This is a genomic window from Clostridium sp. Marseille-P2415 (assembly GCF_900155545.1).
GTDB lineage: Bacteria > Bacillota > Clostridia > Lachnospirales > Lachnospiraceae > Lacrimispora.
In genome coordinates, this window is the sequence record NZ_LT732526.1 from 564,743 (window position 1) to 584,453 (window position 19,711).

The 19,711-nt window shown below is 47.7% G+C and carries 19 protein-coding genes; 18 read left to right on the forward strand and 1 reads right to left on the reverse strand.

All coding sequences use genetic code 11. The features are described from left to right. The first annotated feature begins 1 nt into the window (after position 1). The 8 genes from BQ9856_RS07565 (at position 2) to BQ9856_RS07600 (ending at position 8,194) form a co-directional block, all read left to right on the forward strand. Positions 2–2,440: a homocysteine S-methyltransferase family protein gene (locus BQ9856_RS07565; RefSeq protein WP_077610488.1), complete on the forward strand. Its 2,439-nt coding sequence runs from the start codon at positions 2–4 to the stop codon at positions 2,438–2,440. Between the two features lie 81 nt (positions 2,441–2,521). After that, the gene (trpS, locus tag BQ9856_RS07570) at positions 2,522–3,613 is read left to right on the forward strand and encodes a tryptophan--tRNA ligase (RefSeq protein WP_077610489.1); all 1,092 of its coding nucleotides are present in this window, start codon (positions 2,522–2,524) and stop codon (positions 3,611–3,613) included. An 8-nt stretch (positions 3,614–3,621) separates the two neighbouring features. Next, a complete protein-coding gene (locus BQ9856_RS07575; protein ID WP_077610490.1) occupies positions 3,622–3,864 on the forward strand; it encodes an RDAC family protein in 243 nt (80 codons plus the stop codon). 259 nt (positions 3,865–4,123) lie between these two features. Further along, positions 4,124–4,687: an alkyl hydroperoxide reductase subunit C gene (gene ahpC, locus BQ9856_RS07580; protein WP_077610491.1), complete on the forward strand. Its 564-nt coding sequence runs from the start codon at positions 4,124–4,126 to the stop codon at positions 4,685–4,687. Positions 4,688–4,809: 122 nt separating this feature from the next. Beyond that, positions 4,810–6,108 (forward strand): phosphopyruvate hydratase, encoded by a 1,299-nt coding sequence (eno, locus tag BQ9856_RS07585; RefSeq protein ID WP_077610492.1) that lies wholly within the window; start codon positions 4,810–4,812, stop codon positions 6,106–6,108. 137 nt (positions 6,109–6,245) lie between these two features. Beyond that, positions 6,246–6,776: a GNAT family N-acetyltransferase gene (locus BQ9856_RS07590; protein ID WP_077610493.1), complete on the forward strand. Its 531-nt coding sequence runs from the start codon at positions 6,246–6,248 to the stop codon at positions 6,774–6,776. 141 nt (positions 6,777–6,917) lie between these two features. Next, a complete protein-coding gene (locus BQ9856_RS07595; RefSeq protein WP_235839174.1) occupies positions 6,918–7,577 on the forward strand; it encodes an MBL fold metallo-hydrolase in 660 nt (219 codons plus the stop codon). A 17-nt stretch (positions 7,578–7,594) separates the two neighbouring features. Beyond that, positions 7,595–8,194: a 4'-phosphopantetheinyl transferase family protein gene (locus BQ9856_RS07600; RefSeq protein WP_077610494.1), complete on the forward strand. Its 600-nt coding sequence runs from the start codon at positions 7,595–7,597 to the stop codon at positions 8,192–8,194. Here BQ9856_RS07600 and BQ9856_RS07605 read toward each other — a convergent pair. After that, entirely contained in the window at positions 8,160–9,092 is a 933-nt protein-coding gene (locus BQ9856_RS07605) for a DMT family transporter (protein ID WP_077610495.1), read from the reverse strand. The two genes, BQ9856_RS07600 and BQ9856_RS07605, sit on opposite strands and share 35 nt — an antisense overlap. A 237-nt stretch (positions 9,093–9,329) precedes the next feature. On the opposite strand from BQ9856_RS07605, the gene BQ9856_RS07610 reads away from it, so the two are divergent. From BQ9856_RS07610 to BQ9856_RS07655, 10 genes are all read left to right on the forward strand, one after another. Further along, on the forward strand, positions 9,330–10,499 hold the full coding sequence (locus BQ9856_RS07610; protein WP_077610496.1) for an SAM-dependent methyltransferase: 1,170 nt from the start codon (positions 9,330–9,332) through the stop codon (positions 10,497–10,499). A gap of 181 nt (positions 10,500–10,680) precedes the next feature. Then, a complete protein-coding gene (locus tag BQ9856_RS07615) occupies positions 10,681–12,255 on the forward strand; it encodes a metallophosphoesterase (protein ID WP_077613292.1) in 1,575 nt (524 codons plus the stop codon). Continuing rightward, positions 12,215–13,132 (forward strand): DMT family transporter, encoded by a 918-nt coding sequence (locus BQ9856_RS07620; RefSeq protein WP_235839175.1) that lies wholly within the window; start codon positions 12,215–12,217, stop codon positions 13,130–13,132. Before BQ9856_RS07615 ends, BQ9856_RS07620 begins: the two co-directional genes overlap by 41 nt. A gap of 75 nt (positions 13,133–13,207) precedes the next feature. Next, positions 13,208–14,062 (forward strand): MurR/RpiR family transcriptional regulator, encoded by an 855-nt coding sequence (locus BQ9856_RS07625; protein ID WP_077610497.1) that lies wholly within the window; start codon positions 13,208–13,210, stop codon positions 14,060–14,062. Further along, positions 14,049–14,273: a hypothetical protein gene (locus BQ9856_RS07630; protein WP_077610498.1), complete on the forward strand. Its 225-nt coding sequence runs from the start codon at positions 14,049–14,051 to the stop codon at positions 14,271–14,273. Before BQ9856_RS07625 ends, BQ9856_RS07630 begins: the two co-directional genes overlap by 14 nt. 74 nt (positions 14,274–14,347) lie before the next feature. Next, positions 14,348–15,265, forward strand: coding sequence for a 1-phosphofructokinase (pfkB, locus tag BQ9856_RS07635; protein ID WP_077610499.1), 918 nt, complete (start codon positions 14,348–14,350; stop codon positions 15,263–15,265). Continuing rightward, the gene (locus BQ9856_RS25695) at positions 15,265–16,569 is read left to right on the forward strand and encodes a fructose PTS transporter subunit IIA (RefSeq protein WP_077610500.1); all 1,305 of its coding nucleotides are present in this window, start codon (positions 15,265–15,267) and stop codon (positions 16,567–16,569) included. The genes pfkB (BQ9856_RS07635) and BQ9856_RS25695 overlap by 1 nt, the downstream gene beginning before the upstream one ends. After that, entirely contained in the window at positions 16,556–16,780 is a 225-nt protein-coding gene (locus BQ9856_RS07645; RefSeq protein ID WP_077610498.1) for a hypothetical protein, read from the forward strand. The genes BQ9856_RS25695 and BQ9856_RS07645 overlap by 14 nt, the downstream gene beginning before the upstream one ends. A 74-nt stretch (positions 16,781–16,854) precedes the next feature. Beyond that, complete coding sequence (gene pfkB, locus BQ9856_RS07650; protein ID WP_077610499.1) at positions 16,855–17,772, forward strand: 1-phosphofructokinase; 918 nt, start codon at positions 16,855–16,857, stop codon at positions 17,770–17,772. Next, entirely contained in the window at positions 17,772–19,694 is a 1,923-nt protein-coding gene (locus BQ9856_RS07655) for a PTS fructose transporter subunit IIABC (RefSeq protein WP_077610501.1), read from the forward strand. Before pfkB (BQ9856_RS07650) ends, BQ9856_RS07655 begins: the two co-directional genes overlap by 1 nt. Positions 19,695–19,711 lie beyond the last annotated feature (17 nt).

Sequence of the window (19,711 nt, forward strand, 5' to 3'; positions counted from 1 at the left end):
TATGACAGCAATTTTAGAAGAGATAAAGAAGAGGATCGTATTTTTTGACGGCGGAACGGGAAGCCTTCTGCAGGCCAATGGCTTAAAGCCGGGAGAACTGCCGGAAACGTGGAATGTAAAATACCCGGAAAAGATCGTAAAGCTTCATCGTGATTATCTGGAAGCAGGTGCGGATATCATAAAGACCAATACCTTTGGTGCCAACGGCTTAAAGTACCATAAGGGTGCGGAATTTGATTTAGATGAGGTGGTATGTGCAGCGGTAAGAAACGCCAGAAAAGCGGTAGAGACGGCCTCTTATCCGGCAGGGAAGGAGAAGGGATATATTGCCCTTGATTTAGGTCCGACAGGGAAGCTTTTAAAGCCCCTTGGAGATCTGGATTTTGAGGACGCTTATCAGTTATTTTCCCGGGTGGTAAAGACCGGAGAACGGGAAGGGGCGGATCTGATATTAATTGAGACCATGAGCGACAGCCATGAGGCCAAGGCTGCTGTGCTGGCAGCGAAGGAAAACTCCGGCCTGCCGGTATTCGTGACCATGATCTTTGACGAAAAGGGAAAGCTTTTAACCGGAGGAAACGTGGAATCCACGGTTGCACTTTTAGAAGGCCTGGGCGTTGACGCGCTGGGGATCAATTGCGGCCTGGGGCCGGTGCAGATGAAGGGGATCCTGTCGGACATCATGAAGGTGGTTTCCATACCGGTTATAGTAAATCCCAATGCAGGTCTTCCGAGAAGCGAAGGCGGAAAGACGGTTTATAATATCGATGCCGATGAATTTGCGGCTGTTATGAAGGAAATCGTGGAGATGGGTGCCTGCGTGGTGGGCGGCTGCTGCGGAACCACGCCGGAGCACATTAAAAAGACCGTTGCTCTCTGCAGAGATTTTCCGGCCAGACTGCCGGATAAAAAGAACCGGACCGTAATTTCCTCTTATGCTCAGGCAGTGGTGATTGACCGGGACCCTATTATCATAGGGGAAAGGATCAATCCCACAGGAAAATCTAAGTTTAAACAGGCGCTCCGGGACCACAATCTGGAATATATTCTCCGTGAGGGGGTAGCCCAGCAGGACAATGGAGCTCATGTTCTGGATGTAAATGTGGGGCTGCCGGAGATCGACGAGCCTGCCATGATGGAAGAGGTGGTGAAAGAGCTTCAGAGCGTTATAGACCTGCCTCTTCAGATCGATACATCCAACATAGAGGCCATGGAGCGGGCAATGAGGATATACAACGGAAAGCCTCTTATTAATTCCGTAAATGGAAAAAAAGAGGTGATGGAGGCCGTTTTTCCTCTGGTAAAACAGTATGGAGGCGTAGTGGTGGCCCTGGTTCTTGATGAGGATGGCATTCCTGAAACAGCAGACGGACGGATCGCCGTGGCGGAAAAAATATACGGAAAGGCGGCTGAATACGGGATCCCGAAGAATGACATCCTGATCGATGCCCTTTGCATGACCGTAAGCTCCGACAGCAAAGGGGCTCTGACTACGCTGGAGACTCTAAGAAGGGTGCGGGATGAGCTGGGAGGCAGGACCATACTGGGAGTCTCCAATATTTCCTTCGGACTTCCCCAGAGGGAAATTGTCAATGCCACTTTCTTTGCAATGGCGCTGCAGAGCGGATTGAACGCTGCCATCATCAATCCCAATTCTGAGGCCATGATGCGTTCCTATTACAGTTACCGGGCTCTTGCGGATTTAGATCCCCGGTGCAGCGATTACATTGCGGTTTACAGCGGCAATGTTGCAACCCTGGGAGAAACGGTAAAGCCGGGGAATGACTCCGGCCCGGGAAATGGCTCCGGCGGTGATATTACGCTGGCGGAAAGCATTGCAAAGGGTCTTAAGGACCGGGCTTATGCCGCAGTGACGGAGCTGCTCAAGGAGAAGGAGCCGTTAACCATTATAAATGAAGAGATGATTCCGGCCCTGGACCGGGTGGGAAAAGGGTTTGAAAAGGGAACGGTATTCCTTCCCCAGCTGCTCATGAGTGCAGAGGCAGCCAAAGCGGCTTTTGAAGTCATAAAGGAGCAAATGGCAAAAAACGGTACCGTAGAGGAGAAAAAGGGAACAGTTATCCTGGCTACGGTGAAAGGTGATATTCATGATATCGGAAAGAACATTGTCAAGGTTCTTTTGGAAAATTACAGCTATGATGTGATTGACCTGGGAAAGGATGTGCCGCCGGAGACGATTGTGGAAACCGCCGTAAGGGATCAGGTGAGGCTGGTGGGTCTAAGCGCTCTCATGACCACTACGGTCCCGAGCATGGAAGAGACGATCCGGCAGCTCCGTGCTTCAGCCCCTCATGTAAAGGTGATGGTGGGCGGAGCGGTTCTTACCGAAGATTATGCAAATACCATCGGCGCAGACCGGTACTGCCGCGACGCCATGGCTTCCGTGAATTATGCCGAAGGAATATTTAAAGGAAAATAAGGTGCCAAAATAAGGTGCCGGATTGACAAATTTAGAATGAATGGTACAATTAAACTTGATAATACTTCTGGAGGTACAAACATGGGAAAGATAATATTAACGGGAGACCGCCCCACCGGAAAGCTTCATATCGGCCATTACGCCGGTTCTCTAAAGCGCAGGGTGGAGCTGCAGAATTCCGGCGAGTTTGACGAAATTTTTATTATGATCGCGGATGCCCAGGCACTTACGGACAATGCGGATAATCCGGAAAAAGTTCGTCAGAATATCATAGAAGTTGCGCTGGACTACCTTTCCTGCGGGCTGGACCCGAAGAAATGTACCCTGTTCATCCAGTCACAGATTCCGGAACTGACGGAGCTGTCCTTTTACTATATGAATCTGGTAACCGTATCCAGGCTGCAGCGGAATCCTACGGTAAAATCCGAGATTGCCATGAGAAATTTTGAGACGAGCATTCCGGTAGGCTTCTTTACCTATCCCATCAGCCAGGCGGCTGACATTACGGCATTTAAGGCCACCACAGTGCCCGTAGGAGAGGACCAGGAGCCTATGATCGAGCAGACCAGGGAGATCGTTCGTAAATTTAATTCTGTTTACGGAGAAGCTCTGGTGGAGCCGGACATTCTGCTTCCTGACAACAAGGCATGCTTAAGGCTTCCCGGAACCGACGGCAAGGCGAAGATGAGCAAATCCTTGGGGAATTGCATTTATTTGTCCGATTCGGAAGAGGATGTGAAGAAGAAGGTCATGAGCATGTATACAGATCCCAACCACATTCAGGTATCAGATCCGGGAGAAGTGGAAGGAAATACGGTATTTACCTATCTTGACGCTTTTTGCAGGGATGAAGACTTTGAACAATATCTTCCGGATTATAAGAACCTTGATGAACTGAAAGACCACTACAGACGGGGCGGTCTGGGTGATGTCAAGGTGAAGCGGTTCTTAAACAGCGTTCTTCAGGCAGAGCTGGAGCCGATCCGCAGAAAAAGAAAAGAATATGAAGCCAATATCCCTCACGTATACCAGATATTAAAAGAGGGAAGCGAAAAGGCTGAGGCTGTTGCCGCCCGGACCTTAAAGGATGTGAAAGAGGCTATGAAGATCAATTATTTTGATGATCTGGAGCTCATAGAGGAGCAGGCAAGGAAATACAAAGGACGGGAATAGAGGCGGATATGAAGATTGTATCGATCACCGAAATTTTAGAATGTAATAAATTCTTAAATGACAGGGGACTTAAGTTCCGGATCCATTTAAGAGATGCATGCGGAAAGCAATCCTGTTGGATCGAGTCCTGCGATGCCGAGAACAATGAGGAACAGTACGAAAAGCTGTATGAGGCTCTGGAAGAATTTTTTAACAGGCTTCGGCTTAAGCTGGAGTACGGAGAAGATAAAACGGACTTCTGGCTGGGGTAAATTCCGGAGACAGGGATGCCGGAGAAGATGCGGGAAAAAGGTTCCTCAGCATTTCTCCGGCATTTTTTCTTAAATAGGATCATTTATCGGCATAAAAAAGCAAAAGATATAAAACAATAATTATTATCGGTATTATTTCTTGAATTTTCTGACTGGATATGCTATGATTTATATGTGAATTAGGAAAGACTAACTCATAAAAATTATAGAAATAAGCCATATTAATTTGGTACACCTATCAGGAAAGGAGATAGATGGTATGTCATTTATTGGAAAAGAAATTGGTGATTTTAAGGTACAGAGTTTTATAAACGGTGAATTTAAAGAAGTGGTTAAGGCGGATGTTCTGGGAAAATGGTCGGTGTTCTTTTTCTATCCGGCGGATTTTACCTTTGTCTGTCCCACAGAGCTTGAAGACCTGGCAGATAAATATGAGGAATTTAAGAAAATCGGATGTGAGATTTACAGCGTATCCTGTGACAGCCATTTTGTTCACAAGGCATGGCATGATGCTTCCAAAACGATCCGGGAGATAAAGTATCCGATGCTGGCCGACCCAACAGGGGCTCTTGCCAGGGATTTTGATGTAATGACAGAATCCACAGGGATGGCGGAGAGGGGATCCTTTATCGTGAATACTGAAGGCAGGATCGTAGCTTATGAAGTAATTGCCGGAAATGTGGGACGAAATGCGGATGAATTATTCCGAAGAGTTCAGGCTTCCCAGTTCGTGGCGGAGCATGGCGATGAGGTCTGCCCGGCCAGATGGAAACCAGGTGACAAAACCTTAAAGCCAAGCCTGGATCTGGTAGGACTTCTGTAAAGGCGGGATACTATGTATGAACTGTATGATCCTCAATGATGAAAAAGTAGAATTTGGAAAGAAGTCCGTAGAGGAGTTTCCTTCCATTCTGGAAAACATTTAAGAGTAAAGGAGAAAAGATGATGAATTATCTGGAAATTGAAAAAGTGATAGGAAGGGAAATTATTGATTCCAGAGGAAATCCTACCGTGGAAGCCGAGGTACATCTGGCTGACGGTACCATAGCCAGAGGAGCGGCGCCCAGCGGGGCTTCTACCGGCGAATTTGAGGCTCTGGAGCTTCGGGATGGGGATAAGGCCCGTTTTGGAGGAAAAGGTGTTTTAAACGCGGTTCATAACATTAACACGGTGATTCATTATGCGCTGGTCGGGATGGATGTTTCCGATATTTACGCCATTGACAAGGCTATGATTTCCGCAGATGGGACAAACGACAAATCCAGGCTGGGAGCCAATGCCATTCTCGCCGTATCCATTGCCTGCGCAAGGGCGGCGGCTGTCAGCATGGGAGTTCCGCTGTACCGTTTCTTAGGGGGGATATCCGGAAACCGTCTCCCGGTTCCTATGATGAATATCCTAAACGGCGGTGCTCACGCAGCCAATACGGTAGACGTACAGGAATTCATGATCATGCCTGCAGGAGCCCAGGATTTTAAAGAAGGGCTCCGCTGGTGTACGGAAGTGTTCCATGGCCTGGCAGCTCTGTTAAAGTCCAAAGGTCTGGCTACCTCCGTTGGCGATGAGGGCGGTTTTGCTCCGGACTTAGAGAGCGACGAAGCAGCCATCGAACTGATTCTTGAAGCCATCAGAAAGGCTGGATATGAGCCCGGACGTGATTTTGTCCTGGCAATGGATGCTGCTTCCAGCGAATGGAAGGGCGAGAATAAGGGAGAGTATGTCCTTCCCAAATGCGGAAAGCACTTTACCTCCGAGGAACTCATTGAGCACTGGAAACAGCTGTGTGAGAAGTATCCCATTTACTCTATCGAGGATGCTCTTGATGAAGAGGACTGGGAAGGCTGGAAGAAGCTTACAAAGGAGCTGGGCAGCAAGGTCCAGCTGGTTGGGGATGATTTATTCGTTACCAATACGGAGCGTCTGAAGAAAGGAATCCAGGAGGGATGCGGCAATTCCATCCTGATAAAGCTCAATCAGATCGGTTCCGTATCGGAGACACTGGAAGCGATCAAGATGGCCCACAGTGCAGGTTACACGGCCATTGCTTCCCACCGGTCCGGGGAAACGGAAGATACCACCATTGCTGATCTGGCAGTCGCTCTTAATACGTGTCAGATTAAGACAGGCGCACCCAGCAGAAGCGAACGTGTAGCGAAATACAACCAGCTGCTCCGGATTGAAGAAGAACTGGGAGAACATGCAGTTTATCCGGGAATGGAAGCGTTCCATATCCGGCGGTCATAAAGGATCGGGCACAGAGTCCGGCAGGTTTTAAATTTGAAACCTGCCGGGCCTTTTTCCATTCAATTGGAAAAGGAATTGATGAAAGAAGGAAAAAATGGTATGCTATATATCATAAGAAATTCGTAGGGAGAAGTTTCATGGAGCTTAGGGAATTAAGAGAAGGCGAACTAAATAGAGAGCTTTTTAAGGATTTTGACCGTTTCCAGGAAGTAAAGGAGTGCTGGAGGAAGGAAAACGGAGCCTGGGTGGTAAAGGAGAATCCATTTACGGAACAGTGGAAGGACGAAGATTATGAGGTATTGGTGAAATGCCTGAAAAATACCATCCGAACGGGAGGAGTTGTCTTCGGCTGTTTTCTTAACGGAAAATTAAAAGGATTTACCTCTGTGGAGGGAACCCCATTCGGAAAAGAGAACCAATATCTTGATCTTTCAAGCCTCCATGTGTCACGGGACTTAAGAGGGCAGAAAGCAGGCAGCAGGCTTTTTAAGCTTGCGGCAGAGTGGGCCGGGAAGCACGGCGCTAGGAAGCTTTATATTTCTTCCCATTCCTCCGTAGAAACACAGGCGTTTTATAAGGCAATGGGCTGTGCGGAGGCCCGGGAATACGATAAAGAGCATGTGGACAGAGAACCTTGCGACTGCCAGCTGGAATATGTGCTGGAATAATGCAATGCTCCCTGGCAGTGCATATACAGAAAAAGATAGAAAAAAGTGGGAATATACAAGGCTCTCCTTCAATACAATGAACAATGGCGTGACATTTCCAAAGGCCGCTTCCGGCGGAGAATTAATGTATTTGAAAGAGAGATGAAAAAAAAGATGGCAGAAATAGAACGTATCAGATGCGGGAATGTGAACAGCTACCTGATCAAGGATCATGGAAGAGCCATTCTTGTGGATACGGGAAGGAACGGGTTTGAAGAAAAAATACTGGCCCAATGCCGGAAAACAAGCGTGGAACTGATTGTACTCACCCATGGCCACATGGAGCATGTGCAGAATACGGCCTATCTTAAGAAAGCATTGGGGGTTCCCGTAGCGTTACATAGGGCGGACTTAAAGCTTATTAAGGACAATTTTATTGAGCCCCTGCAATATCAGGGCTTGCTGGGAATGGTGATTGCGGAGGTCTCGGTCAAAAGCTTTGAAGCGGACCGGATCCCGGAATTTACTCCGGAAATCTTTTTGAGGGAAGGAGACTGGCTGAAGGATTATGGGATAAATGCCAGAGTCATGGAGCTTCCGGGACATACCAGAGGGTCGGTCGGACTTGATATAGATGAGAAGGATGTCATGGTAGGAGATGCACTGATGAATATGTTCTATCCCGGGTTATCGATGATTTATTGTGACCGGGAAGAGATGATAAAAAGTGCGGAGAAGATCAGCGCCCTTGGCGCAAGAAAGGTATATTTCGGTCACGGAAGTCCGGTGGAAAACCGGGCGTGGAATAGGACAGGAATCTAAAAAAGGTCTAAGGCGGTATGGTAACGATTTATCTGGCGCAGTATGAAGCAGCGCATGGAAAGAAGAAACGGGAATTGGAGCATCAGCTCGGGAAAAAGCTTCTTTTAAAGGGCTTGGAGGAATTATACGGAATCATTCCGGAATTTCAGGATCAGCTTGTGATTTTGGAGGGAGAGCATGGAAAACCATATCTTGGGGAGTACCCTCAGATTCACTATAACATCAGCCATACGGATGGCATGGTGGCCTGCGGAATAGGAGACAGGCAGTTGGGGATCGATGTGGAACGGATACGGCCTTTCCACGGTCCCATACTTAAAAAGGTTTTTTCCGGTGCGGAAAGACGCCGCATGGAAGAAATACGGCCGGAAGAGCATTCCGAATACTTCTTCCGGATATGGACGCTAAAGGAAAGCTACGTAAAAGCGGCAGGCTGCGGCATTACCATACCTCTGACCGATATTTCTTTTGAATGGAAGGAAGATGGTACCCTGCTATGCTCTGTTCCGGGTGTGTCTTTTCAACAGAAAATCCTTAAGGGCGGATATGTCCTTTCCATATGTACATTTGGGGATGACGAAATCAATTTTGAGCCGGGCTCTGTTTCTTCCATTTAAACCGGAAACCTTGTGACCGGGGTTTGCTTTCGGAAATCATAAGCCCTGCAAGAGTCAGCATGATTCCACAGGCGGACCGGAGGCTTATTCGTTCGTTTAGAATCAGCATGGATGCGATGACCGTGATGACCGGAACTGCATAGATATAGACGCTGGTTTTTACGGAACCCAGCTCTTTTACAGCATAATTCCAGGTTGCAAAGCAGAGGGCGGAGGCGCCCAGACCCAGAAACAGGATATTAAATAAGTTCTTTGTGTCAGTGAAGCGGGAAAAGCCGAGACGGAAGGGGAAAATTGCCAGTACAGGAATCATGAACAGGAGGCCGTAGAAGAAAATGCGCCTTGTGGTTTCAATGGTTCCATGGCCATATTCCCCTATTTTTTTTGTGATCACGGAGTAAGCAGCCCAGGTGACGGCGGCAGCCAGTGCCAGGAAGTCTCCTTTTGGGTTAATTTTCACGCCGGACTCCATTTGGAAGCTCATAAGGCCGATGCCGATGATAGCCGCCATAAATCCTGCCAGAAAGCGGGGACCCGGTTTTTCCCCCTTTAAAAACAGCCAGTAAAACAGCGCGGTAAAAAATGGGGCTACGGCTATGATCACACTGACATTGGCGGCAAGCGTATAAGTGAGAGCAAAATTTTCCATGAGAAAATATAAAGTTACACCGCACATTCCGGCAGCTGCGAAAAGGCCTTCCTGTCCCCTGCTTTTTGTCCGTAAAAGGCGGGGACGAGCCAGCCAAAGGGCGGCATAGCCGATGAGAAAACGGAAAAACAGGATTTCAAGCGGGGTGAAAGCCTCAAGAAGAACTTTGGTAGAGATAAAGGTAGTTCCCCATACGAATATGGAAAACCCGGCGGCCATGTGCCCGTATAAATGGTTCTGATTGTTCATGATTGTTTACTCCTATAAATAAATTTATGCTGCATTATGGCAGGTACGGCGGTTTTACGGGGGTTACCGGAACCGGCACACCTGACAGGTGATTTGAGTTTAGCACAGATTATAAGAAATGTCTTGTAAGATGTTGCTTATTTGGAAAAATGGATGTATTGTAAAAATAATTATTATGAAATCATAAAAAAATGGGAAAAATCATATAAGTCATAAAAACAGATTGGAGGAGAAGCCATGAAAAACGTTACTGATAACTTTATAATTTCTTTCCTTCAAAGGTTTAACGATTATCCTTTTGATGTAAAGCTTCGCGGAAAGACTCATCATATCGGTAAAGGAAATCCCACATTTATTGTGAATCTGAAAGAGGATATCGAAGGCAGGGAATTATTAACCAGCACCTCCCTGGCACTGGGAGAAGCCTATATGAAAGGAAATCTGGATATTGAGGGAGATTTATTTCATGCACTGGACCATTTCCTGGGACAGATGGAGAAATTCTCAACGGACCAGAACAAGCTTAAGAAGCTGATCTTTTCTTCCCAGTCCAGAAAAAATCAGGAGAAGGAGGTCACATCCCATTACGATATCGGCAATGATTTCTACAGCCTTTGGCTTGATGATACCATGAGCTATTCCTGCGGTTATTTTAAAACGGAAACCGATACCCTGTACGACGCCCAGTGCAACAAGGTAGAACGGATCCTGAAAAAGCTGTATCTGAAAAAGGACATGACCCTTCTTGACATTGGCTGCGGCTGGGGATACTTACTGATCCGGGCTGCCAGGGAATATGGTGTGAAAGGTCTTGGAATTACCTTGAGCAGGGAACAGAAGAAAAAATTTGAAGAAAAAATTGAGGAAGAGGGCCTTACGGGAAGGGTATCGGTGGAATTAATGGACTACCGGGATTTAGAAAAATGCGGCAGGACCTTTGACCGCGTTGTCAGCGTTGGCATGCTGGAGCATGTGGGAAGGGAGCATTATGAGCTGTTTGTAAAAAACATAGAGGCAGTGTTAAATCCAGGCGGTTTATTGCTTCTTCATTATATCAGCGCATTAAAGGAACATCCCGGCGATCCATGGATGAAAAAATATATTTTCCCGGGGGGAATGATCCCAAGCCTCAGAGAAATGATCCATATTTTAAGCGACCATCAGTTCTATACGCTCGATGTAGAAAGCCTCCGCCGTCATTATTACAAGACCCTTCGCCTTTGGGATCAGAATTTTAACGACCACCGGACGGAAATTGAGGAGAAAATGGGTACAGAGTTTACCAGAATGTGGGACCTTTATCTGAGTGCCTGTGCGGCTACCTTCCACAATGGGATCATTGACCTGCACCAGCTTCTGATTTCCAAAGGAGTGAACAATGATCTTCCGCTCACAAGGTGGTATTAACCGAATGAGAACCCAAAACTCTGAGCCAATCCCCCTTTGAGCCGGGAGAGGATACGGGACAGCTCTGGAAAATCTGGGATTATAAGACCTTGGGTTATAAGGGTTGCCGGATTTTAGAAAGCGTGATATGATTCCATAGGATAAAACTGACGGGATGTGGAAAGGGATCTTGTGGAACAACATGAACAAACGAAAGAAAAACGGACTTCTGATCCTCATTTATACAATCATGATTCTCTTATGCTTCGGCATTGTCATGGTGGTGGATGAGCTGCATTCTCCCCCCCGTGACGGACAGGAAACGGCCGGTAAGCTTCCGGAGGAAGAGCCCGGCGGCAGGGATGAGGACGGAGAGCCGGATGAAGAAGAGCATTTAAATCCTGAGACAGAGCCGTCGGAGGGGAATGTGGAATCGGAAAATCATAAAAATATTTACGGAAAGCCGCCGAAAAGCATCCCGGTAAAGGAACAGACGGAAGCATATAAGCCGCCTGTCATCGTAATTGCATCGGATGTCCATTATTTTTCTCCGGAGCTGACGGATTATGGCGAAGCCTTTGAAACCATGTTAATGCGTGACGATGGGAAGCTGGTGAATTACATTCCGCAGCTTATGGATGCGTTTACGGCTGAAATGGAAGAGCTTAAGCCTTCCGCAGTGATCTTAAGCGGAGATCTGACTTTAAACGGGGAAAAGGCGGGGCATGTAGCGCTGGCTCAAAAGCTTAAGGTCATAGAGGAAAAGGGAGTTAAGGTATTGGTCATACCCGGCAACCATGATATCAATAATTATTTTTCTGCCTCCTATTTCGGTGACGGAAAAAAACCGGCGGACATCGTGGATCCGGAGGGATTCTATGATATTTACCGCCAATTCGGTTATGATCAGGCAAGGAGCCGGGATGAGGATTCCTTAAGCTATGTTTATGAGCTGGATCAGAAAAACTGGCTCCTCATGCTTGATTCCGCCCAGTATGAACCTCTTAACAAAGTGGGAGGGCGGATCAGGGAGGAAACTCTGGTCTGGATGGAAAAGCAGCTGGAAGAGGCCAGAGAGCAGGGGATAACCGTAATACCCATTGCTCATCATAATCTGTTGAAAGAAAGTATCTTATATCCAACTGACTGCACCCTGGAAAACAGCCGGAATGTCATTGAACTTCTGGAGTCCTACCGGGTTCCACTCTACATAAGCGGCCATCTGCATTTGCAGAGGACCAAAAAGTATAAGCCGGAACCAGGAGAAAGCGATGATGTCTACCATATCAGTGAAGTGGTGGCGGACTCCTTTGCGATCCCTCCCTGTCAGTACGGCGTCCTGGAATGGACGGATGATGGCAGGCTGGTCTATACGACCAAAGAGACCGATGTGGAGAACTGGGCAGAAAAACAGGGGGTTTCCGATGAAAATCTCCTTCATTTCAAGGAATATGGGCCGAAATTCCTCACAGAGGTAATCAGCAGCCAGGTTTATGACCGGATCAGTAACCTGCCTGAGGAACAGATGCAGATGATGGCAGGTCTTTACGGGGATATAAACAAGGCCTACTGCGCAGGAATTCCCATTGATGCAAAGGAAATACGGTCCGGCGAGGCTTTCCGCCTTTGGCAGAGGAATCTGCCTGACAGCAAAATGTTTGCTGAAATTGATGAGATTTTAAGGGATACGGGGCATGATCACAATTCCTGGGAGTATGAACTGGAAGAAAAACGGAGTGAAGACAGCGATGAGTATGACGGCAAAGAACAGCCTTAGGAGAGGCTGTATCCTGACTCTGTTTGGGGGGATCTTATGGGGGGCATCCGGGACCTGCGGACAGTACCTTTTACAGGTAAAAGGACTTACCTCGGACTGGCTGGTTCCCATCCGGCTTTTAACAGCCGGGCTTCTTTTGCTCGTTGTATGCTATTTTAAGGAAGGAAAACAGATTTTTGCTCTTTGGAGGGTTCCGAAAGACGGGCGGGATATTCTGATTTTTGGCATGGTTGGTATGTCCATGTGCCAGTATACATATTTTACGGCCATTGGCCATTCCAATGCAGGAACCGCTACCGTGCTTCAGTACATAGGGCCGGTCCTCATTATGCTGTATGTATCCCTCCGGACCGGGAAGATGCCGGAAAAAAGCGAGCTTGCCGCAGTGGCACTGGCTCTTTTTGGAACATATCTTCTGGCCACACACGGGAACATGAACAGCCTGGCTATTTCCAGCCGTGCCCTTTTCTGGGGACTTTGTTCGGCGGCGGCCCTGGCCGTTTATACCGTGCAGCCCGGCCGTCTTCTTGACAAGTACGGCTCCATGGCCGTAACTGCCTGGGGAATGTTCATCGGAGGGGTCCTTCTGTGCCTGATACGGAAACCCTGGAATATCAAGGCAGATGTGGATGGCGTGGTGATCTGCGGTATGGCGGTTATCATTCTGGCCGGTACCATCATCGCTTTTACCAGTTATATGGAGGGAGTCAAATGTGTGGGGCCTGAAAAGGGAAGTCTGTTTGCGGCGATAGAGCCTGTATCAGCAACGGTTTTTTCCGTATTATTCATGAAGGCCGGCTTCGGCCCCATGGATTTACTGGGATTTGTCTGCATTATTTCCACGATTTTTCTGTTGGCCCTTGGAAAAAGCAGGTAGCTCCTCTTTACACTATATTTCACATCATGATATAATTGTGAAATAATATTACATGAAATTCGAGGAAGGTTGTTTATGCAGGAAAGTATCAACGTGTCCGGTGTTCTCTGCTCATCTTATGATTCGTTTTTTGAAGCGGAAAAAAAGATTGCAGATTATATACTGGCACATAAGAGTGAAATCATTGATATGACGGTGGCGGAACTGGCTCTGGCAAGCGGTACAAGCGATGCAACCGTGTCCAGATTCTGCAGGAGGTGCGGCTTTAACGGCTTTCATCATTTAAAAATCAATCTGGCGAAAGAGGTGGCGGAAGAGCAGGGGAATTCCATTGAAGTGTCCAATGATATCAGCCGTGATAACATTGCTCAGTCTCTTCAGAATATTCTGGCCAATAAGGTGGCGGAATTGACCCAGACCATATCCATGATGGACCCGGATGAGTTAAGCCGGATTTTGAACGTGATTGAACATGCCAGAACGGTGCAGCTTGTGGCTGTTGGGAACACCATACCGGTTGCCCTGGATGGTTCCTTTAAATTCAATCAGCTTGGAATACCGGCTGTATCAGGGACTATCTGGGAAACGCAGATGGCCTATACCTGTAATTTAAGGGAAGAGGATGCAATCATCATCATTTCCAATTCAGGTTTTTCCAAACGCCTCATGACTCTTGCGGCTGTGGCAAAGGAAAACCACACCCCAATCATAGCGGTAACGAACAATGTCTCCTCACCGCTTGGACAGGCCTGTGATTATCACATTACCACGGCTACCAGAGAAAAGCTGCTTTTGGGAGAGTTCTGTTTTTCCAGAGTGACAGCTACAACTGTGATTGAAATATTATATTTGTTTTTATCTGTCAGCATAAAGGATTCCCATGACCATATCAGGCGCCATGAGATTGCGATTTCTGATGATAAAAAATAAAGCCTCATTTATGACGGCTTTAAACAAGCCCAGGAAGGCTCCCGGGTACGGCATGTTTGCATATACATTGCCGTACCGGGAGCTTTTTTATTATCCGATGAAAAACAAAAAGCAGGAGGGAACATACTCCGGCCTGTTTTCGGGAACACTGATAATTGTGCAAACTGCTGAAACAGTGCAAGAAATAATATTTCTTGAAGAAACATATTGACGAAATAAAGCAATCGTATTATATTATAAGCGAGGGAAGAAATAAAATTTTATAGATAAAAGGAAAGGTGACATATGATTTACACCGTAACATTTAATCCGGCTTTGGATTATGTCGTAAAGGTAGATCACTTCACGCTGGGAACGGTCAATCGGACTGAGCGGGAAAGCATCTATTGTGGGGGAAAAGGACTAAACGTATCTGCGGTTTTAGCGGCTTTGGGATACGGGAATATTGCACTGGGTTTTGTGGCAGGATTTACCGGGCAGGAGATTGAACGGGGAGTTAAAAGCCTGGGCTTTCAGTCGGATTTTATCCGGGTGGAAAAAGGCATGTCCAGAATCAATGTGAAGCTTAAATCCCGGGAAGAGACAGAGATCAACGGCATGGGGCCTGAAATCACCGGGGAAGATGTGAAACGCCTTTTTGAGAAGCTGGACTGTTTAAAAAAAGAGGATGTGCTGGTTTTATCCGGAAGCATTCCGAAATCCATTGACGATGACATCTATGAGCGGATCATGAAGCAGTTAGACGGAAGGGGAGTCCGTATCGTGGTGGATGCGACGAAAGACCTGCTTATCAATGTACTTCCTTATCATCCATTCCTGATTAAACCGAATAATCATGAATTGGGTGAGATGTTTGGCGTAACGCTCCGCGGGGAGGAAGAGATTATTGATTATGGGAAGCGCCTGCAGGACAAAGGAGCCGGAAACGTGCTGGTCTCCATGGCAGGAGACGGAGCCATTCTCATCACCGAGGAGTCGAAGGTATACCGGATGGGAGTTCCGAAAGGAACGGTCAAGAATTCCGTTGGTGCCGGAGATTCCATGGTAGCCGGTTTTATAGCCGGTTTCCTGGAAAACGGAAGCTATGAGCATGCCCTGCGCCTTGGAAGTGCCGCTGGAAGCGCCAGCGCTTTTTCCGAAGGGCTTGCCGGTAAGGAAGATATTCTGAAACTGTATGAAGAATTATCAATGGAGGGGTTTTAATGAAGATTACAGAATTGTTAAAAAAGGAAAGCGTAGAACTGGGCGTGAAGGTTTCTGATAAGGAAGCCGCCATTGACCGGCTGGTGGGCTTAATGGATGCAGGCGGTAGGCTGAACGACAAGGCAGGATACAAAGAAGGCATTCTTTCGAGGGAAGCGCTGGGTAGCACGGCTGTGGGTGACGGGATTGCGATCCCCCATGCTAAGACAGCGGCGGTGAAGGAACCGGGCCTTGCCGCCATCGTGGTACCGGAAGGGGTGGATTACGAAGCCTTTGACGGTTCCCCCGCCCATTTGATATTCATGATCGCTGCGCCGGAGGGGGAAGCGGATGTTCATCTGGAGGCATTGTCCAGGCTTTCTACCTTGCTCATGGATCCTGATTTTAAAGATGATTTGATAAAAGCCGGTTCAAAGGAAGAATTTTTACGGCTTATCGATGACAAGGAATCCGAACGGTACCAAAAGAAGCCTGCAGAAAAAACTTCGGATGCTCCAAAGGCTACAAATGGATACCGTGTTTTGGCTGTTACGGCCTGTCCGACCGGAATTGCCCACACCTTTATGGCAGCCGAGAACTTGGAAAAGCTGGGGAAGAAAATGGGAATTCCGGTCAAAGCGGAAACCAACGGGGCGGAAGGGGTAGGCAATGCCCTGACAAAGGCTGAGNTGGCGAAAGAGGTGGCGGAAGAGCAGGGGAATTCCATTGAAGTGTCCAATGATATCAGCCGTGATAACATTGCTCAGTCTCTTCAGAATATTCTGGCCAATAAGGTGGCGGAATTGACCCAGACCATATCCATGATGGACCCGGATGAGTTAAGCCGGATTTTGAACGTGATTGAACATGCCAGAACGGTGCAGCTTGTGGCTGTTGGGAACACCATACCGGTTGCCCTGGATGGTTCCTTTAAATTCAATCAGCTTGGAATACCGGCTGTATCAGGGACTATCTGGGAAACGCAGATGGCCTATACCTGTAATTTAAGGGAAGAGGATGCAATCATCATCATTTCCAATTCAGGTTTTTCCAAACGCCTCATGACTCTTGCGGCTGTGGCAAAGGAAAACCACACCCCAATCATAGCGGTAACGAACAATGTCTCCTCACCGCTTGGACAGGCCTGTGATTATCACATTACCACGGCTACCAGAGAAAAGCTGCTTTTGGGAGAGTTCTGTTTTTCCAGAGTGACAGCTACAACTGTGATTGAAATATTATATTTGTTTTTATCTGTCAGCATAAAGGATTCCCATGACCATATCAGGCGCCATGAGATTGCGATTTCTGATGATAAAAAATAAAGCCTCATTTATGACGGCTTTAAACAAGCCCAGGAAGGCTCCCGGGTACGGCATGTTTGCATATACATTGCCGTACCGGGAGCTTTTTTATTATCCGATGAAAAACAAAAAGCAGGAGGGAACATACTCCGGCCTGTTTTCGGGAACACTGATAATTGTGCAAACTGCTGAAACAGTGCAAGAAATAATATTTCTTGAAGAAACATATTGACGAAATAAAGCAATCGTATTATATTATAAGCGAGGGAAGAAATAAAATTTTATAGATAAAAGGAAAGGTGACATATGATTTACACCGTAACATTTAATCCGGCTTTGGATTATGTCGTAAAGGTAGATCACTTCACGCTGGGAACGGTCAATCGGACTGAGCGGGAAAGCATCTATTGTGGGGGAAAAGGACTAAACGTATCTGCGGTTTTAGCGGCTTTGGGATACGGGAATATTGCACTGGGTTTTGTGGCAGGATTTACCGGGCAGGAGATTGAACGGGGAGTTAAAAGCCTGGGCTTTCAGTCGGATTTTATCCGGGTGGAAAAAGGCATGTCCAGAATCAATGTGAAGCTTAAATCCCGGGAAGAGACAGAGATCAACGGCATGGGGCCTGAAATCACCGGGGAAGATGTGAAACGCCTTTTTGAGAAGCTGGACTGTTTAAAAAAAGAGGATGTGCTGGTTTTATCCGGAAGCATTCCGAAATCCATTGACGATGACATCTATGAGCGGATCATGAAGCAGTTAGACGGAAGGGGAGTCCGTATCGTGGTGGATGCGACGAAAGACCTGCTTATCAATGTACTTCCTTATCATCCATTCCTGATTAAACCGAATAATCATGAATTGGGTGAGATGTTTGGCGTAACGCTCCGCGGGGAGGAAGAGATTATTGATTATGGGAAGCGCCTGCAGGACAAAGGAGCCGGAAACGTGCTGGTCTCCATGGCAGGAGACGGAGCCATTCTCATCACCGAGGAGTCGAAGGTATACCGGATGGGAGTTCCGAAAGGAACGGTCAAGAATTCCGTTGGTGCCGGAGATTCCATGGTAGCCGGTTTTATAGCCGGTTTCCTGGAAAACGGAAGCTATGAGCATGCCCTGCGCCTTGGAAGTGCCGCTGGAAGCGCCAGCGCTTTTTCCGAAGGGCTTGCCGGTAAGGAAGATATTCTGAAACTGTATGAAGAATTATCAATGGAGGGGTTTTAATGAAGATTACAGAATTGTTAAAAAAGGAAAGCGTAGAACTGGGCGTGAAGGTTTCTGATAAGGAAGCCGCCATTGACCGGCTGGTGGGCTTAATGGATGCAGGCGGTAGGCTGAACGACAAGGCAGGATACAAAGAAGGCATTCTTTCGAGGGAAGCGCTGGGTAGCACGGCTGTGGGTGACGGGATTGCGATCCCCCATGCTAAGACAGCGGCGGTGAAGGAACCGGGCCTTGCCGCCATCGTGGTACCGGAAGGGGTGGATTACGAAGCCTTTGACGGTTCCCCCGCCCATTTGATATTCATGATCGCTGCGCCGGAGGGGGAAGCGGATGTTCATCTGGAGGCATTGTCCAGGCTTTCTACCTTGCTCATGGATCCTGATTTTAAAGATGATTTGATAAAAGCCGGTTCAAAGGAAGAATTTTTACGGCTTATCGATGACAAGGAATCCGAACGGTACCAAAAGAAGCCTGCAGAAAAAACTTCGGATGCTCCAAAGGCTACAAATGGATACCGTGTTTTGGCTGTTACGGCCTGTCCGACCGGAATTGCCCACACCTTTATGGCAGCCGAGAACTTGGAAAAGCTGGGGAAGAAAATGGGAATTCCGGTCAAAGCGGAAACCAACGGGGCGGAAGGGGTAGGCAATGCCCTGACAAAGGCTGAGATCGCCTCAGCGGACGGGATCGTCATAGCAGCCGATAAAAACGTGGATATGGCCCGCTTTGATGGGAAACGTGTGGTCATGGCTACTGTTTCGGAAGGAATCCAAAAGGGAGAAGAGCTGATTAAACGGGCGGTGAGCGGGGAAACACCTGTTTACCACCATTCGGGAGCTGTTTCCCAGGGAGAGGGCAATGAGCAGGAAGGAATCGGTCATTCCGTTTATAAGCATCTGATGAATGGCGTATCCCACATGCTTCCTTTTGTAATCGGCGGAGGAATCCTCATAGCTCTGGCTTTCTTATTTGATGATTATTCCATAGACCCTTCTAATTTTGGTAAAAACACCCCCCTTGCCGCATATTTAAAGACCATTGGGGAGCAGGCCTTCGGCATGATGCTTCCGGTTCTGGCCGGATACATTGCCATGAGCATTGCCGACCGTCCGGGTCTGGCGGTAGGGTTTGTGGGCGGACTTGTAGCTAAAATGGGCGCTACATTTGCAAATCCGGCAGGCGGAAATGTGAACTCCGGTTTTCTGGGCGCTCTGTTAGCCGGCTTCATCGGCGGATACATTGTGCTGATGCTTAAGAGGGCATTCAGAAGGCTTCCAAAATCCTTGGAAGGAATCAAGCCTGTCCTCCTCTATCCGCTGATCGGTATTTTACTGGTATCCGTGGTGACAACCTTCATCAATCCGTTTGTAGGTGCGATCAATGATGGACTCACAAGCCTGTTAAACGGAATGGGCGGCACCAGCAAGATCATTCTCGGTGTCGTTGTGGGAGGCATGATGTCCGTGGATATGGGCGGCCCTGTGAACAAGGCGGCTTATGTGTTCGGCACGGCCCAGCTGGCAGAAGGTAATTTTGATATTATGGCGGCTGTCATGGCAGGGGGCATGGTTCCTCCGATCGCCATTGCTCTTTGCACCACATTTTTTAAGAAGAAATTTACAGATAAAGAGCGTCAGTCCGGTCTGGTTAACTATATCATGGGACTGTCCTTTATTTCAGAGGGAGCTATCCCATTTGCAGCAGCAGACCCGATCCGTGTGATTCCTTCCTGCATGATAGGCTCTGCAGTGGCGGGCGGACTTTCCATGGCATTTGGCTGTACCCTTCGGGCGCCTCACGGAGGGATATTCGTTCTTCCTACTATTGGAAATCCGTTTGGATACCTGTTAGCCATTATCATTGGTTCTGCTGTGGGCTGCGTTGTATTGGCCGCACTGAAAAAGAATATACAGGCAGAATAATATATTTAAGCGCCACG

Bases quoted from the DNA above. Each gene is read 5' to 3' on its own strand.
- BQ9856_RS07565 (WP_077610488.1), top strand. From the start codon at position 2: ATGACAGCAATTTTAGAAGAGATAAAGAAGAGGATCGTATTTTTTGAC.
- trpS (WP_077610489.1), top strand. From the start codon at position 2,522: ATGGGAAAGATAATATTAACGGGAGACCGCCCCACCGGAAAGCTTCAT.
- BQ9856_RS07575 (WP_077610490.1), top strand. From the start codon at position 3,622: ATGAAGATTGTATCGATCACCGAAATTTTAGAATGTAATAAATTCTTA.
- ahpC (WP_077610491.1), top strand. From the start codon at position 4,124: ATGTCATTTATTGGAAAAGAAATTGGTGATTTTAAGGTACAGAGTTTT.
- eno (WP_077610492.1), top strand. From the start codon at position 4,810: ATGAATTATCTGGAAATTGAAAAAGTGATAGGAAGGGAAATTATTGAT.
- BQ9856_RS07590 (WP_077610493.1), top strand. From the start codon at position 6,246: ATGGAGCTTAGGGAATTAAGAGAAGGCGAACTAAATAGAGAGCTTTTT.
- BQ9856_RS07595 (WP_235839174.1), top strand. From the start codon at position 6,918: ATGAAAAAAAAGATGGCAGAAATAGAACGTATCAGATGCGGGAATGTG.
- BQ9856_RS07600 (WP_077610494.1), top strand. From the start codon at position 7,595: ATGGTAACGATTTATCTGGCGCAGTATGAAGCAGCGCATGGAAAGAAG.
- BQ9856_RS07605 (WP_077610495.1), bottom strand. From the start codon at position 9,092: ATGAACAATCAGAACCATTTATACGGGCACATGGCCGCCGGGTTTTCC.
- BQ9856_RS07610 (WP_077610496.1), top strand. From the start codon at position 9,330: ATGAAAAACGTTACTGATAACTTTATAATTTCTTTCCTTCAAAGGTTT.
- BQ9856_RS07615 (WP_077613292.1), top strand. From the start codon at position 10,681: ATGAACAAACGAAAGAAAAACGGACTTCTGATCCTCATTTATACAATC.
- BQ9856_RS07625 (WP_077610497.1), top strand. From the start codon at position 13,208: ATGCAGGAAAGTATCAACGTGTCCGGTGTTCTCTGCTCATCTTATGAT.
- BQ9856_RS07630 (WP_077610498.1), top strand. From the start codon at position 14,049: ATGATAAAAAATAAAGCCTCATTTATGACGGCTTTAAACAAGCCCAGG.
- pfkB (WP_077610499.1), top strand. From the start codon at position 14,348: ATGATTTACACCGTAACATTTAATCCGGCTTTGGATTATGTCGTAAAG.
- BQ9856_RS07645 (WP_077610498.1), top strand. From the start codon at position 16,556: ATGATAAAAAATAAAGCCTCATTTATGACGGCTTTAAACAAGCCCAGG.
- pfkB (WP_077610499.1), top strand. From the start codon at position 16,855: ATGATTTACACCGTAACATTTAATCCGGCTTTGGATTATGTCGTAAAG.
- BQ9856_RS07655 (WP_077610501.1), top strand. From the start codon at position 17,772: ATGAAGATTACAGAATTGTTAAAAAAGGAAAGCGTAGAACTGGGCGTG.